This window comes from Kibdelosporangium persicum, assembly GCF_013280595.1.
Taxonomy (GTDB): domain Bacteria; phylum Actinomycetota; class Actinomycetes; order Mycobacteriales; family Pseudonocardiaceae; genus Kibdelosporangium; species Kibdelosporangium persicum.
The window spans coordinates 715,893-731,894 of the sequence record NZ_JAAATY010000001.1; the positions used below are offsets into that span (position 1 = coordinate 715,893).

The following is a 16,002-nucleotide window of genomic DNA, read 5'->3' on the forward strand; positions in this document are numbered from 1 at the left end:
TGACAGTACGGGGAGGTCCGTCCATGACAACGATCTCGGCAGCCGATCTCACGTCCGAGCTTGTCGATCTGACCGAAGTTCCACTCCGTGAACTGCGGACGATCACCACCCGGCAGTTGGCCGAGGCGGTCGAATGGGAAGTCGAGTTCTCGACCGCGAACGGGGACGAACGGCAAGTCCAGAACGAGTGACGCCAACGAGGTCCGGACAATGAAACCCCTGCGATTCCAGCCCGACCGACACCTGCTCACCCACCAGTTGTCCGGTCAGGTCTTCGATGAACTGTGTTCCGGCACCGTGACGGACGAATTCGTCAAGGCTGTGACAGCCGCACAGTTCAGCAAACGAAAATTGTTACTACGCGCGCTCGCCGACTACGGCGTCGAGCACCCCCGAACCGTTGGCCCACTGACCGATGTCGAATCTCTGTGGGAGGTCCTGGCGGCCGCCGAAGACAAAGACCCCGATGTGGTCAGGGAGATACTGACCTATCCGACGGTCGGTGTGTGGGCTGCCAGAACGTTACGCAGAATCCACGGCCACGAACGCGATGCGCTGCCCGTGTGGTCCGAGTTCGGCTACTTGCACTCGCTCGTGGCTGCGGCGGCCATACGGACCCGGGTTTCATGCGACATCAGGGTGCCGGTCATGCACGGAATGGTCACGCTGCCGACTTTTGGCCAAGTCCGGTTGCCGATCGCATTCCCAACCGGCTTCGTCGAACTGCACACCTCGGATGGCAACGCTGTACTCAGAACTGGTGTGGGCAGAGAAGTCGTCACGTTCCAGCCGTCCACGGACAGCCGCCACATCCTCCGCCCCCATCGACATGTCTCCATGGCGCGCGGTCTACGGCTGGAGGTGGAGATAAACGACACCGATCCGTACCGGGAGTTCTCAGCACCGATGCCGCCGCGCCGAATGGACACGGTCCAATCAGCGGAGTGGCGGAAGATCCTCGACGAAGCCTTTGACATCCTGACGCTCTGGCATCCTGGATACGCGAGGGAACTCGCGGCCGGTCTGCGTATGGTGACACCGCTCAGTCCTGGCGGAACGGTCAAAGGCGCGTCCTCCTCGGTCGCGATCGGCGCTGTGGGCGCCGCAGGCACAGGATCGGCGACGGCACTGGCCGAGACGCTTGTGCACGAATTCCAGCACTCCAAGGTGAACGGCCTGCTGAACCTCTTCGATGTGGGCGGTCAGCACGTGGCCACCTATGCCCCCTGGCGAGACGATCCCCGGCCGCTGACCGGCTTGCTGCACGGCGTCTTCGCGTTCTTCAGCGTGGCCGAGTTCTGGCGGATTCAGCGTGACCTTGTGCCTCCCCACGAGAAACCAGCGGCGGACTTCACGTTCGCACTGCGCAGGCATCAAGTCATCGAAGCGGTCAGCTCGCTGCGCCATCACCCTGCTTTGACCGCGGTGGGAAAGCGTCTCGTCGAGGCGATCGACGCCAGACTCGGCCCGCTGCGACTCCAGCCGATCGAGCCGGAACTCGCCGCCACGATCGCCACGATCACCGACGATCACCGTGCGACGTGGCGCCTCCAGCACACCCGGCCCGATCCACAGGACCTCGTCCGGCTCTCCAACGCATGGCTGGTGGCCGTTCCCGCACCCACCGTCGCGCCCAGCAAAGTAGTGCTCAACTCAAGGTCGCGAACGCGGTCGGCCCGACGTGATCTCCTGCTGCTGAAAGCGACTGAGCCCGACCGTTTCGCGGAGACCATGCGGCACTCGGCGGTGTCGTCCGCCGATTCGGCGTTCCTGACGGGCGACTACGCCACTGCGGCCATCGGGTACACAACACTGGTCCAGACAATGCCGCATGACGTGGACAGCTGGATCGGGCTCGGCCTGTCCATGCGAGCTCAGGGCAACGCCGCGGCGACGGCGATCCTCGACTCACCCGAGGTCGTTGTGGCCTTGTACCGGAAGATTCTCGCGCGCACCGGCACGGGCCCGGACCTGCCGCGTCTGACGGGATGGCTCAGCTCGGTGGCGGTCGGCGTCGAGTGACAACCCGACGCCGACCAAGGCATCACAGCTGCATGGTGTCGGTGTCGCAGTTGGCCCTGATGAACTGGTCAGCGGCCAACGTGGCCGGGTGATCCGGGCCGAGGGTGTTGCGGAAGTTCGTCACCGTGGCGCCGTGCAGCGCGGCCGATTCCTCTTTCCTGCCGAGGATCTGCAGATCGATCGACAGGTTCAGCGCGACGGCCAGGGTAGACGGGTGGTGCTCACCCAGGACCCTGGTCGACCGTTCGAGCGTGTCCACGTCCAAGGCGTGCGCCGCCTCGATGTCGCCCATCGCCGCCAGGTCGCTGGCCAGGTTCGTCGCGCAGACAAGCGAGAACGGATGATCCTTGTCGAAGATCTTGTACAGCGTGTCCAGGGCCTTGGCGTCGATGTCCCTCGCCTCGTTCACCCGCTTGAGCAGGCGCAGCGTGACGGCCAGGTTGATCGCGGCGATCAGGCTGAACGGGTGGTTCTCGCCGAACTGGGAGATGAACAGCCGCCAGCTGTGTTCCGCCAGATCACGGGACTCGGCCAGGGAACCCAGCACTCTCAGGTCCGCCGACAGGCCCATCTCCGCGGTGATCGTGTCGACGTTGTTGTCCCCCTGCCGCCACCGGTACAGCCGGACACATTCCTCCGACAGTTCACGCGCTTGCTGGTGCAGCCCGGCCTTGCGCCGAGCCACGGCGAGGTTGCGCATCGCCCCGATCGTTCGAGGGTGGTCGTCACCGATCACGACTCGCTGCCGAGCCAGGTTCTCTTCCTGGATCCGGCAGGCCTCGACGTACTCACCGCATTCGCGGACGTCCATCGCCAAGGCGTTCATCGACAAGAACGTGCTGGAATGTTCGTCCCCCATGACGATCTTCTTCCGGCGCCAGGTCTCCTCGTCCAGCTTTCTGGCTTCGACGAACCGCCCGTTCAGCCGGAGACTGCCTGCCAGGTTGTTGGCGTACCTCAGGGTCGCGGGGTCTTCGTCGCCCAGGACCTGCCTTGCCTTCTCCAGAATGGTCGTCTGCGTGGCAAGCTCCTCGGAGAACCTGCCGAGAGCACGCAACCCGGTTCGGTATGCGTCGGCGACCGTCAGGTACAACTCGTTGTCCTCGCCGAAGATGTCCCTGACCCGCTTGTAGACCTCCTCGTTGAGCTTTCGTGCCTCGTCGAATCGACCGAGCCTGAAGAGGGCGAGCCCGCGCAACGAGGCGGCCATCAGGGTGTCCTCGTGTGCTTCACCGAAATAGATCTTCCAGGTCTCGGCTGCTTCTTTGGCGTTGGCCAGTGCGACCTCGTAGTCACCGACCCCGAGCAGGTAACGGATGAGGTTGATGATGAGCCGGCGGACCCAGGCGTCCGACTGGCACTCGATCGCCCTCGACATGGTGGTGTGCGGGAGCAGTTCGGCGTAGCGAGGCCAGTTCGCGGCCGCGTCGGGGTCGTCCGGGTCGCCGTGGACCAACAACATGTGCACGGCGTGCCGCATGCTGTCTTTTTCCTTCTCGGTCAGCTGGCTTTTCAGCACGGTCTGGACCAGGCGGTGCAACTGGAGGGTGTTGTTGCGGTGGTCGATCTTGGCCAGGCTGTACCTGCTGATCTCCCGGATCGCGCGGTTGAGCTTGATCGGATCGCTCAGCGCGTTGGCGAGTTCGAGGGGGACGGGCACCGCCCGGCCGCCGGTGAACAGGCTGCGGGAAATGGGTTCGGGTCCGAAGAAGGCGCAGACCTGGAGCAGTTGCAGCGCCGCGGGATGCGATGTCCGCAGACGGTGCAGCGGGACGTTCCACGCGGCGGCGACCGATCGCTGGTAGCCCATCGCGCCGTACTCGGCCGCGCGTTCGTCGCCCAGCAGGTCGGTCAGGTTCTGCTCAAGCAAGGCAAGGTATTCGTCGACGGGCATGCCCGTCTGCCCGCGCCACGCCGCGGCCTGCTCGACCGCGAGGGGCAGGTCGCCGAGGGCGTCGGCGAGCTTGTCGGCGTCCTCGTCGGAGATGTCCCCGCCGCGCAGGCGAAGCAGGTCGATGCTTTCCTGACGGGTGAACAGGTCCACCTCGACGGTGCGCGCGACGCCTGCCCAGTCGGGGTTTCGTGACGTGACGATGACGTGGCCGGAACTGGCCGGGATGAACGGGCTGACGACGTCGGGGTGCTCGGCGTTGTCGAAGACCAGCAGCCATCGCTGGTGCGGGGTTCGCTTCCGCAGGGCCTCGAGGACTTCCGGCCGCGCCGTTTCCGCCGAGCTGCCGGGAAGGCCGAGTTTCTTGGCCAGTTCGACGAAGCTGGCGTTGATCTGCGACAGCTGCTCCGACGGGATCCACCAGATCACGTCGTATTCGGAGCTGTGCCGGTAGATGTATTCGACGACGGTCTGAGACTTCCCGACACCGCCCATTCCGTGCAGTGCTTCCGGGAGGACCGCCGTGGCCCGGTCGTCGCCTTCGAGCAGTCGTTCCTGCAAGCGGTCGAGAAGTGCGGAACGGCCAACGAAGTCCGGATTTCGCAGCGGAACGTTTCCCCAGATTTGCGGCCTGACGACGGTTCCTTTGCGGGGTTCGGTTGTGGGTGTGCCGGAAACACTCATTTCGTCGTCCTCCACAGAGGCTGTCATCGACTCGCTTCTTCCGCCGCTGATATTTTCATGGCCGGCGGTATCGTAAGGCTCACCTGGCGGCATAACACGTTGATCTTGATAATTTCCCCCAATGGGCTGACCCGGCACTCCGGTTTCGGAGTACTTTCTCAATCTCTCCCCCAGAGAACGGGCTCGCTGCGAGTAGTGACTTCCGGAGACGGCCGCCAGGACCGCGGCCTCGATTTTCACGTAGTCCAGATTCGCCGCCGTGACCACTGGCTGCGGCGCTGTCGACGGCATGTCGACCGCGTCCCGGAAGTTTTTCAGGAAAGGCACACTCGCACCGAATGCGTCGCTCACGACGCGGACGACGCGGACCGTGTCGGCGCGAACTCCCATGGAGAGCAGTTCTTCGCGGACACCGTCGAAGAATTCGTACGCCATCGCCGCCGGATCGGTCACCGAGCGGAGTGCGGCGGTCGGTTTCACGATTCCGCCGAGGAGCACCTCGGCGATGGTGGACATTTCCGAGCCATCGAGCATCACGTGCTCGACGAATTGCATCACGGGGAGGTTCAACGGGGTCGCGGCCAGGAGGCAGGCCAGTTGGAAAGCGCGTTTCGAGGCGTAGGTCCTGAAACGGAGGACTCGCTCGCGCGGCGAGATGTAGGGCTCGGCGATGCCGATCGGGTAGTCGGCCTCGACCGGCCAGGTCGTGCTGGCGTGGATCGCGGTTGTCTCCGTCGCGCCGCCCGCGATCAGCGTTGCCCAGCCGGAGAGCCACTCGGGCGCCAGCGCGAGGACGGGGACCACGACTCCGTCGTTCGGCGGCGGCTCGGCGTGCAACATTCTGTTGGGGGCGCCCGGAGTCGGCGACGACAGACGCACGCGGTGCGGGGACAGGCCGCCCCAGCTCCATAGCCTGTCGTTCAGGACGTTGACGATGGCGAGGGGCATTCGTTCGGCCAGCTCGGCGATCAGGTGCTCGGCCGCGCCGGTGCGCCAGGCAGCGCCGATGGCGTCGGTGATCACCAGGACGATCGTGCGGCCCGTCGGGTCGACGAGGTCGGACCAGTGGCGTGGCACGCCGGTGCCCGCGACAGCCAACGGCAGGGCGGTGGCACGTGAGCCGTCTGTCTCGTAGGTTCGGATGTTGCGGAATGCTCCCAGATTTCCCAGGATTCCGGTGAACTCGTCCACGGTTTGGCGCCATATCGCCAATGTCGGCGCCGAGTCGACGATCAGCAGCAGCTCGAATTTCCGCCACGGCGCCGGTCGCCAGGCGGGCAGCCAGATCTTTTCCTCCGCCGCCCTGCTGGCGGTGGCCTCCTCGTCGAGAACGTTCAGCCACGGCGACGGGGCGCGCTTTGTCAGCGGGCGCAGTGCCTGTTCGATCGCGCGGGGATCGCGCAGTGCCGGAACGGCCGGCCAGCGCAGCGGAGCGGACGCCCGTGAGGTGTCCACCAATGTCGGGCGGACCGCTCCTCGTTGGCGTGCCGCCCATTCCTCGTACCGCTCGGGCTGTTTTCGTTTGGGTGGCGGTGTTTCCCGTGGTGGAAGGGTCGGTTCCGGTTCCGGTTCCGGTCGGCGTTCACTTTCGGGAGTTCGCGGGGGATGTTCCGGTTCGGGTTTTGCCCGGGGCGGTGGCGGGGATTCCCTTTCCCCAGCGTGAATGCACCGCACCAGCCACCAGATGTCGCGCAGTTCCTGCCAAGTCAGGTCCGTCGGTCGTGCCTTCGCATGCCCGGCCGTCACCTGCCACATCAGACCGGGTTCCCGGTCTGGTGGCTCATCGGACGGCAGGGCGCTCAACTCGTGACGCTCCTGCTCTGCAACGGATGCCAGATCGCCGACAGCAGCGACTTCCACTCGTCGTCGTCAGGCTGGTGCACGCCCGCGGTGACGAGCTCGACGGCGAGGTGCACGGCGTTGAGCAGCTGGTCGGCCGCGAGGCCGCCGTGTTCGTCGCTGCGCTGGAGGAACTCGCCGATCAGCCGGGCGACGTCGACTCCTTCGGTCGGCCCGAACTGTGCCGCCACCATCGCGCCGAGTTGCTTCTCGTTCGGCGGTTCGAGGTGCAGTTGCAGGCAGCGGCGCAGCAGGGCGGGCGGGAACTCCCGCTCGCCGTTGCTGGTGATGATCACGATGGGGAACGCGCGGCACTGCACGCGGCCGCGCTTGATCGTCGCGGTGCCGCCCCAGTCGTCGGTCATCACGGTGACCTCCGGCTGCTGCTTGGCGATCCGCACCAGCTGCTCGATCCGGTATTCGCCTTCCTCGAAGGCGTTCAGCAGATCGTTCGGCAGGTCGATGTCGCCCTTGTCCAGCTCGTCCACCAGCAGGACGCGAGGCAGGTCGTACGGCAGCAGCGCCGTACCGAGCGGCCCGAGGTGGATGAACTCGCCGATGTCCGGCTCCTCGTGCGGACGCGTGTTGGCCGCTTGCACCCGCCCGATGGCGTCGTAGGAGTACAACCCGTCCTGTAGCAGCGTGCGGCTGCCGATCGGCCAGCGCAGCACCGGGCCGAGCCCGAGCTCGGAGGCGATCAGGTACGCCAGACTCGACTTCCCCGTGCCCGGACGGCCCGTCACCAGCAACGGTCGCCGCAGGTAGATGGCCGCGTTGACCATCGCGACCTCGTGCGGCGTGGAGAGGTGCCGGCGGTTGGCCGCCTGGCCGATCCGGCGCGCCGTCTCGCCGCCGTCGTCGACCGGTCGCGGTTCGACGTGCCCGGCACCGGGGAACTGCCGCCACGGCGGAGCCTTCGGCAGGTTCTCGACCGGCGACGACCGGGGCTGCCCGGTCCCGGTGTAGACGCGCCAGTCCCGATTCCGCTCAGTCATGCCGCGGGCACCCCTTCCGGGATCACCATCCGGTACGGGTCGTCCCACAGGATCGTCAGCTGGCTGCCGACGTGCCGCGGCCCCAGGCCGTCGGAGTAGGCGTTGGCGCGCACCATCCGCACCCGGTCGAGCAGGTGCAGCGGATTGGTCTCGTACAGGATGTTGTCCACCGCCGCGGCGAATTCCTCGGTGTCACAGTCCGAGCGGTGCCAGAGGATTACCGGGATTCCCGCGCGCAGCGCGATCGATATTTCGTCGGCGTAGGTCGCGCCGGTCGGCGGGGCGCTGAGGATCAGCGAGACAATGGACGGCGTGCGCTCGAAGTGGGAGACGAGTTCCCGTAACGCCTGGTGGGCGTTGGACGGATTCTGGTAACCGCCGCCTTTGGCGACGCCGCCGTTTTCCTCGACCTGTGTCCTGAGTTCTTTCCAGCGGATGTACCACGCCCGGTGCCACTTCCGCGCCTTCATTCTTTCCAACGACCTGACGGAGACCGGGAAACGACAGCCCATCGGTTCGGGAAAACGTGACTCCGTCTCCCACTGCCACTGGTCGACGTCCAGGTTCAGCAATTCGGTGGAGAGCAGGAACTCCAGCCTGATGTTGGGCTCGAACTGCGCCCATTCCGACTCGACGGTCTCAATGACCTCGGCGACCCGGAATTTCATCTCGGAGAGGTTACTGGCATGGACGTCCTGGCCTCTCTCCGGGTGCCACCCGTCGGATACGTCGAGTTGTTTCCATGTCGCCATCCGGTAAGCGTCACCGCTCGGACCAGCGCGTTCGATCTGGAACACCACGTATCCGTCCGAGCGCTGCGGCACCTTCGGCACCAGGGTCGTCGCCAGCTGCTCGCGCAACTTCGCCAGCTCCTGCTCCAGCCCCAGTTTCCCGGCCTGCCCGCTGACCCAGCGACGCAGTTCGACCGCGAGGTCCAGCCGCACGCGGCCGGCCAGGTGCTCGACGAACACGATCGCCTTGGGCACACCGTCGACGCTCGCGTTGAGCGTTTCCAGCACCCGGAACATCTCCTGGTATGTCGTCTGGTCAGGCAGATCGAGCGCGGCCTCACCGGCGACCAGCCGGTACAGGTCTCCGATTTCCGGGATCACCACCCCGCTGAGCAGCGTGAACAGTTGTCTGCGATCCTCAGGCGAGATCGTGTCGTAGACGATCATATCGGTGATTACACGCTTGACATCTGCCATGGCGGTCGAGCCCGGCTCGAGCCGCTCGAGCACCTTCAGCAACGTCGGCAATCCGTCCGAACGCTGTCTGCAGGCGTTGACAAGACTGAACAGATGTGTGGTCGTCTGCGGGTATTCGTCGACGGCCAACGGATGATCAAGCTCGTCGCTGACTATTCTGATCACCAGGTTTCGGCCACTCAGATCGTTAAGACAACCCACCCTCATCAACGCGCGGACAAGCGGCCAGAGAACGCCGTTGTCGCCGCCGTCGCCGTCCGTCATTCGGAACCTCTCCCCTATCCGAAGGCGTGCCGTCCATCATAGGGGCGCTGGGCACTCGGGATCATTAGTTCAGACCGATGAGATTGCTTTCGTCAGCTCCGGCCCTGTTTCGCGTACGCGTCGGCGAGGCCGAAGACCTTTTGACCATAGGAAACGGAGTTGTTGTACGACAGCACCCCGGCCCACCAGCCGGCGGGCGATCCCATGTCGCGGCCGCCGACGCACAGGTAGCGGGCCGCGGCCAGGGCGGCGTCGTCGATCTGCTGGGGGTCGCCGCGGCCGTCGCCGTCGCCGTCCGAGGCCCATTTGGCCCAGGTCGACGGGATGAACTGCATGGGGCCGACGGCGCGGTCGAGGGTCGCGTCGCCGTCGTAGCGGCCACCGTCGGTGTCCGAGATGTGTTTGACGCCGGCCGATCCGTCCAAGGGCACGCCGATGATCGGTTTGGTCGGACGGCCGTCATCACCGAGTCGCGCACCGCCGTACTGGCCGTGGTTGGACTCGATGCGGCCGATCCCCGCGAGTGTGGCCCAGGACAGACGGCAGCCGGGCGTTGTGGAGCGCAGGACGAGTTCGGCGTTGCCGTACGACCTCAACGCACGGGCGGGAATTCCGGTCCTACGAGAGACCTGGTTCGCCCATGCGACCAAGGGGGCAACACCGGCCGTCGCCTGCGGCACGCTGTCCGCTGCCGCCGCCGGTGCGACCGCGCCCGGTTGCACGGGCGCGGGCTGAACCTGCAGAGCGGGGATCTCGGTGGTGACCGGTCCGGCTTGTGGCGCCGATGTGGCGTTCAGCAGCCACACGCCGCCGCTCGCGAGTACGACCACCAGCGCGACCAAAGCAAGCCGCAAGAGCAGCCCTCGACGACGATCAACCACCATGGGTCGTCAACGACGAGGGCCAAGCCCTGGTTACGTCTTCGATCAGGCCACCAAGATCAGGCGACACCGTTGCGCTGCTGCCGCTGCAGCCGCGCCACACACCAGGCCGCCGCGCTGCCGCGGCGCAGGTGCTCGAGCACCGTCAGCGGACCAAGCCGACGGCTCAGGTCGGACGGCACCAGGCCGGCCGCACGGTAGTCCAGCGCACGCTGGTCAAGCGGGCTGATGCCGGCGTCCCACCACTGCTCGGCCTCGGCCAGTCCGCCGACCATCTGCCAGTAACCCGCCGCCGAGGCGATCAGGTCGGCCGGCACACCCGGCAGGCGCTTGCTCATCGCCTCGATGTAGCGCGGGTCGGCCGACTGCACGGCCGCCCATGACTTCGCCCCACCCTTGGAGCGCTGACCAGGGATCCCCGGTTGGGAAACGGTTACCGGTCCCTCGGCGAGCCACGTCGAGGCAATCCGATTGATCTCCTCCGCTTCCGCGTCTTGCGAACGCTCAGCCGTCCACTGCCGAACCAAAGCGTCGACCCCGTGGTCGTCGACCATGCGTGCCTCCTGTGGGGGCGATGATCACTCGTTGCCGAAGACCGTAGGGTGGAAGCGGGCCAAGAATCCAGAGGTGACGCATCATCAATCTCGCCACCTGGACTTTTTCCCCACAATCCACCCGGACGGTCCAATATGGATCGCTCTTCGGCGCTAGATGTGACGCAGCGTCATTAAGCGAACAGCTCCTTGACAAACGTGATGATCGCGTCCGCGCCATCGCGCAGCCAGCCGAGCACGGTCTGCACACCTTCCGCTGACTGCGTCGGCTGGGTGATCAGGTAGAACAGCAGCAGCGCAACCACTGCCAGCAGGACTATCTTCTTGACGTTCACCGGCCTTGACTCCGTCCGTTCGCACCCCTCCAGTACCGGGCGAGTCCCCGCTCGTCCCCGGAACTGACGCGCCATCACTCTACGGGGGCAACGCACCCCGGCGCAGACGGACACGCCCTGTAATCACCCGTTCGAGCAAACACCCGATCATCGTAAGCGTCACGCTCCGAACACGCACGATCACGAATGGTTCACGAAGATCGGACGAATCCGGCGAGTCGTCAAGCGACACGCCGAACCAAGGCGTCAACGTCACCCGACACAGGACGTCGAATATGCGTTTCACGCTTCATCCCGGCGGACTAGTCGTCCCTTCACCGAGCGTGGCACCTCGGCACGGAAAGGGCCCCGCCCGGCCGAACGACCATGCGATGCTGAAGTTGCCGCACACTTCTGTGTATATCTACACTGACCTCTATGGTGGAGGAGGCAACTCACAACATCCTCAAGATCCTCACCCCCGAGCAGCGCGCGGAACTGGAAGCACGCGGAAAGCGGGTTCCGTACGAGGCCGGTGAGCGAATCTTCCGGGAAGGGGAGCCGTCGCACTACGTCCTGCTGATCCAGAAGGGCCATGTGAAGGTCACCAGGCAGAACGTGCACGAGAACGAGGTCATCCTCGCCATCCGCGGCCCCGATGAGGTGATGGGCGACGAAGGTGTGCTGATGGACGAGCCCCGATCGGCGACCGTCACGACGATCTCCGAAGTCGTCGGCCTGAACATCGCGGCCAAGGATCTCGTGAGCTTCGTCAACGAGCACAACCTTTGGCCAGAGATGTACCGCGCCGCCGTGCGCCGGAGGCGGCAGTCCGAGCAGTTGTTGCTACGCGCGCCGTTGAACGTCAAGGGCAGGCTGGCCCGCTGGCTGCTGGACCTCGCCGCGGAGGTCGGCGAGAACACCGAAGACGGCTGGGTGATCGAGACGACGCTGTCCCAGCAGCAGTTCGCCGGCCGGATCGGTGCCACTCGCGACGCCGTGGCCATCGCCCTGCGCCAGTTGCGAGAACAAGGCATCGTCAGCACCGGGCGCCAGCGAATCGTGCTGCACGACCTCGAACGGCTGCGAACGACAGCATCCCGATAAGTGTAGATTCCTACTCTCAAGTGTGGAATCATACACACTGAGGGCGGGGTGAACCGATGACGGTGAGGACGATGGTGGCGAGTCGGCTGGGAGCCTTCCAGGACATCTGGGACGCCTGGAACGAGTCGGACGACGAGATCAAGGCCAAGCCCCTGCGTCATTTCGAGGTGGCTGTCCGCGAGCAGTTCAGGGAGTTCGACCTGCACCGGCGGAACGGCCAGAAGACCCGCGCCGCCAACGAAGCCGTGGACATCATCAGCATCGCGCTCAACCTGCTGCGCAGCCAGGGCTACGGCCCTGACGAGGTGGCCGAACTCGTCACCGCGCGCGCACGCGACCGGATGCAAGGCAAAACCGGCGCGATCCTCGACAAGTACCGAACCCGGTTCGGCATCTGACGCGCGAGCACGATGTCCGGCCCGACGAGAATCCCGACTCTCGCCGACACCGGCGAAGCGCACCCCAAGCTGTCCATCTTGACGGTCTGCGACGAGTGGACGCCGAGCAAGGGCGGCATCTCGACGTTCAACCGCTGCCTGGCCATCGCCGCGGCACGGTCCGGCCACCAGGTGACGTGCCTGGTCAAGGTAGCCACGCCAGAAGAAGTGCGGGATGCCCGGTCGCACAACGTCGATCTGATCGCCGCGCCACGACTCGCCGACGGCCCGAACCTGAACGTGCCGGTCGAAGAGGTGATCATCCGGCGGCCTGATGTCGTGATCGGGCACGACATGGTCTCCGGCGCGGTAGCGGACAACTACGTGAAGCGGTACATCACCGACGCGGTACAGGTCCTCGTCATCCACAACACGCCTGCGGCGAACGAGCCGTACAAACGGACAGCCGACGCGTCGAAGCGCACCGCCGAAAGGGAAAAGGTGCTACGGGCGATCAACGCCCATGTGGTCGCGGCGGTCGGCCCCAAACTCGCGATCGAGGCCGAGGACCTCGTCGACAACAGACACGGCCGGGTGCCGATCCTGCAACTGGACCCCGGGATGGACATTCCGCCGGTCGACATCGACCTCAGGCGGGACGTACCCGGCACGCGCACTGTCCTGATGCATGCCCGCGCCACGCACATCCAGCCCAAAGGGTTCGACATCGCCGCGCAGTCCCTGGCGGGCATACGAGTGCCTACCATGGGTCCTTATCCGAGGCTGCTTATCCGGGGCGCGGAAGACGACGAACGCGCCGACCAGTTCCGTGACGAACTCGTCGAGCTGTCGAAGCTGCCACGAGGAAAAGTCACAGTGTTTCCGTACACCACTGACGTTCACCAGCTCGATCACGATCTCCGGGCCTCGGTGCTCTGCGTCATGCCCTCGCGTGACGAGGGATACGGCCTTGCCGCGCTGAAATCGATCGCCGCGGGCACACCTGTTCTCGTAAGCCGCAACAGCGGGGTCGCGAACACGCTGTCCGACCGCCTCGGTCCACTGGCGGACGCGATGATCGTCGACGTCGTCGACGACTTGGAGCAGGACGCCCTGGAATGGCGGCGGCGCATCCAGCGCGTTCTGGACGAACCAATGCAATGGTTCGACTACACGCACACGATCCGCGAAGCGCTGTACCCGAAGATGCGGTGGAGCGACACCGTGGCCACGCTGATCAACCGCCTGCAGATCGCGTTCTGACCGAGAACCACTTGCTTCGCACGCGGTCGGTGTCCGGGTGCCGCAACTGTTCGAGGATTTCCACGGCTCGGCGCAACTCCGGCTCAGCGGCGACGGCTTCGCCGATGTCCATCCGCGCGTCGGCGAGGTGTTCGAGGCCGATCGCCTCCCAGTACTGGTCGCCGAGATCCCGGTCGAGGTCGATGGCTTGCCGGTAGTGCGCGACAGCCTCGTGCACCCGGCCGAGCTGTCGCTGGGTGTCGCCGATGGTCATCAACACCTCGGCTTGCCCTTCGCGGTTGCCGTGCAAGCTGTACAGCGCCAGCGCGCGCTCGCATACCGGCAACGCCTCTGCGTGGTTGCCCAACAGGGAAAGCTGCCGCCCCATGACGTTGAGCGCGTCAGCCCGTCGCAGCGGTTCATTCATGGCTTGGACGCCTTCCCACGCTTGCTGGGCATGGGTCAACGCGGTCGCGGGATCCCCCTTGGCTTCGTGGATCCGCGCGAAAGACAGGTGATAGTGAGCCAGGTCCAGGTCGTCTGCCGCTGTCTCGATCACCCCCATGGCCTGTGTCAGCTGAGCCAGTGCCTGGTCGAGTCGGCCAAGGCGCGCCAGTGCCGTCGCGAGATGACGCCCCGAGGTGATCTGCCCGGCGACGTCGCCGTGTTCCCTGGCGGCGTTCCAAGCGATTCGGTGCACGGCGATCCGATCCTCGCAGAACCCGCTGCGGCGCAGGAACACCGTGCACGTCCACGCCAGTTTCCAGCACTGGCCGACGATTCCCTCGTCCGCGGCGAGCCTGACCATGGCGAGCAGGGTCGGGTGCTCAGCGACGAACCACGCCATCGCATCAGCGTACGACGTCAGTTCGGGCCGGCTGACCACGTGGCCGGCGGACGGGAAACGCGCTTGCTGGAAAGGCTGGATCAACCGGTCGGCGGTCAACGATATGTCTACATAGTACTCAAGCATCCGTACGGCTGTGTGGTGCCGTTCCCGGTCGTCCTCAGCGAGTTCGTTCGCATACGCGCGCAGAAGGTCGTGGAACCGGAAGCGGCCGTCCTGGCCTTCCGTGAGCAAGTGGGTGCGGACGAGTTCGTTGAGCAACGAACGGGTCTCCTTGCGGTCCACACCGGTGATGGCACAACAGGCGTGCAGATCGATGCTCGGTCCCGGATGCAGGCCGAGCATGCGGAACAACCGTGCCGCGTGCGGCGAGAGCACCTCGTAGGACCACGAGAACACCGCACGAAGGTTGAGATCGATGTCAACGCCCAGATCGAGGGCGTCGAGCCTGTACCGCTCCTGCCGGATCTGACGCACCAGTGCACTGATCGGCCCCGTCACACGGGCGACCGCGATGCTCAGTGCCAAGGGAAGCCCCGCGCACAGGTCGACCAGATCTCTGATGGCCGCGGGCTCGGCGTCGAGGCGGCTCCCGCCCATCCGGCCGGCCAGCAAGGCGAGGCTTTCATCGAACGACATGCCGTCGAGGGCGATCCGGTGCGCTCCTTCTCTGACCACCAGGCTGTCCAGCCGGTTACGGCTGGTCACCAGCACCATGCACCGGGCGGCGCCCGGCAACAGCGGCCGGACATGCTCAGCGGAGCGCGCGTTGTCCAGCACGATCAGCATCCGCTGATGCACGAGCAGGCTGCGGTAGAGCGCGGCCTTCGCGTCGAGGTCGGCGGGAACACCCTGCGCCGCGACGCCCAAGGCCAGCAAGAACCCGTGCAGTGCTTGATCGGTGGTCATCGGTTCACGCAGGTCGAACCCGCGCAGGTTCACGTACAACTGGCCGTCGGGGAACCGGTCCTTGACCCGATGTGCCCAGTGAGTCACCAGTGTGGTCTTGCCGATCCCGGCGCTGCCGTCGATCGCCATGATGACCCCGGCCGAGCTTTCGGCAAGCTCGTCCAGCCGGTCGATCTCCCTGGCACGACCGGCGAAATGACGCATGTCGACCGGGAGCTGCCGTGGCACTGGCGAAGGAGGGTCCGCCGCAGGCGGTCCTGGCCGCACGGTCGCGTCCGGCAGGAAGATCCACGCAGCCGTGTCGACGTCCTTGTTCGTCACCCGGACCTGCTGGTACGCCGACCAGTTCGCGGCTGGGCTGTGCCAGATCACCTCTTCGTAGAACCAGACGGAAGCGATCACGGCGAGCAGCGCGTCGGACTGGCTCTGCATACGGCGGAACACGTGCCAGTCGAGCAGCCGGAACGCCAGATTGACCGCTCTGCCGACCACGCCGTGCTCGTCGATGTGGATCTCGCCCGCGTGTAGGGCCATCCGGAGCCGGATCTGCTCTTCATCCGGGTGTGCTTGGTTGTGGGCACGCAGCCCGGTCAGCAGTTCGCCCGGCAGTGCCTCGACGAAGTGGCTCTTCGGCACGGTGGACGGGACGATGACCATGATGCCGTCACCACGGTCTTCCCGGTGGCATTCAGCCCAGGGGATGCCCGCTGCTCCGCAGGCCGACTCGACAGCGGCATACAACCCGCGTCGAACAGCGAGTTGATGCGTGTTCGTGCGGCGACCGTCGCCGAACCCCACGACATCGACAACCAGAATGGTCCGGTGCACCGCCACCATGGACCCATCTGACTGCACCGGACCGGTTCAC

12 protein-coding genes are annotated in these 16,002 nt (G+C 65.7%); 5 read left to right on the plus strand and 7 right to left on the minus strand.

The window, feature by feature from the left end:
• The first annotated feature begins 23 nt into the window (after positions 1 to 23).
• Both GC106_RS03280 and GC106_RS03285 read left to right on the plus strand, forming a co-directional pair.
• Positions 24 to 191: a hypothetical protein gene (locus GC106_RS03280; protein ID WP_173124126.1), complete on the plus strand. Its 168-nt coding sequence runs from the start codon at positions 24 to 26 to the stop codon at positions 189 to 191.
• 646 nt (positions 192 to 837) lie between these two features.
• Positions 838 to 2,022, plus strand: coding sequence for an aKG-HExxH-type peptide beta-hydroxylase (locus GC106_RS03285; protein ID WP_246364629.1), 1,185 nt, complete (start codon positions 838 to 840; stop codon positions 2,020 to 2,022).
• A gap of 22 nt (positions 2,023 to 2,044) precedes the next feature.
• On the opposite strand, the gene fxsT is transcribed toward GC106_RS03285, so the two are convergent.
• The 6 genes from fxsT to GC106_RS03315 form a co-directional block, all read right to left on the minus strand.
• Entirely contained in the window at positions 2,045 to 6,352 is a 4,308-nt protein-coding gene (fxsT, locus tag GC106_RS03290; RefSeq protein ID WP_281368361.1) for an FxSxx-COOH system tetratricopeptide repeat protein, read from the minus strand.
• 44 nt (positions 6,353 to 6,396) lie between these two features.
• Positions 6,397 to 7,431, minus strand: a complete 1,035-nt coding sequence (locus GC106_RS03295) for an AAA family ATPase (RefSeq protein WP_173124132.1) — start codon at positions 7,429 to 7,431, stop codon at positions 6,397 to 6,399.
• Positions 7,428 to 8,903: a VMAP-C domain-containing protein gene (locus tag GC106_RS03300; RefSeq protein WP_312872382.1), complete on the minus strand. Its 1,476-nt coding sequence runs from the start codon at positions 8,901 to 8,903 to the stop codon at positions 7,428 to 7,430. Before GC106_RS03300 ends, GC106_RS03295 begins: the two co-directional genes overlap by 4 nt.
• Before the next feature lie 92 nt (positions 8,904 to 8,995).
• The gene (locus GC106_RS03305) at positions 8,996 to 9,787 is read right to left on the minus strand and encodes a lytic murein transglycosylase (RefSeq protein WP_173124136.1); all 792 of its coding nucleotides are present in this window, start codon (positions 9,785 to 9,787) and stop codon (positions 8,996 to 8,998) included.
• Between the two features lie 56 nt (positions 9,788 to 9,843).
• Complete coding sequence (locus tag GC106_RS03310) at positions 9,844 to 10,338, minus strand: helix-turn-helix transcriptional regulator (RefSeq protein WP_173124138.1); 495 nt, start codon at positions 10,336 to 10,338, stop codon at positions 9,844 to 9,846.
• Between the two features lie 173 nt (positions 10,339 to 10,511).
• Entirely contained in the window at positions 10,512 to 10,673 is a 162-nt protein-coding gene (locus tag GC106_RS03315; RefSeq protein ID WP_173124140.1) for a hypothetical protein, read from the minus strand.
• Positions 10,674 to 11,090: 417 nt separating this feature from the next.
• Here GC106_RS03315 and GC106_RS03320 point away from each other — a divergent pair, with 417 nt between their 5' ends.
• Genes GC106_RS03320 through GC106_RS03330 form a run of 3 tightly spaced genes read left to right on the plus strand, consistent with a single transcriptional unit; the run spans position 11,091 to position 13,399 of the window.
• Positions 11,091 to 11,759 carry a Crp/Fnr family transcriptional regulator gene (locus tag GC106_RS03320; RefSeq protein WP_173124142.1) on the plus strand — a complete coding sequence of 223 codons (669 nt, stop codon included), beginning with the start codon at positions 11,091 to 11,093 and terminating at the stop codon, positions 11,757 to 11,759.
• Positions 11,760 to 11,815: 56 nt separating this feature from the next.
• Positions 11,816 to 12,157, plus strand: coding sequence for a hypothetical protein (locus GC106_RS03325; RefSeq protein ID WP_173124144.1), 342 nt, complete (start codon positions 11,816 to 11,818; stop codon positions 12,155 to 12,157).
• Between the two features lie 12 nt (positions 12,158 to 12,169).
• The gene (locus GC106_RS03330) at positions 12,170 to 13,399 is read left to right on the plus strand and encodes a glycosyltransferase family 4 protein (protein ID WP_173124146.1); all 1,230 of its coding nucleotides are present in this window, start codon (positions 12,170 to 12,172) and stop codon (positions 13,397 to 13,399) included.
• On the opposite strand, the gene GC106_RS03335 is transcribed toward GC106_RS03330, so the two are convergent.
• Positions 13,374 to 15,971, minus strand: coding sequence for a tetratricopeptide repeat protein (locus GC106_RS03335; RefSeq protein ID WP_173124148.1), 2,598 nt, complete (start codon positions 15,969 to 15,971; stop codon positions 13,374 to 13,376). The genes GC106_RS03330 and GC106_RS03335 overlap by 26 nt on opposite strands.
• Positions 15,972 to 16,002: the final 31 nt, after the last annotated feature.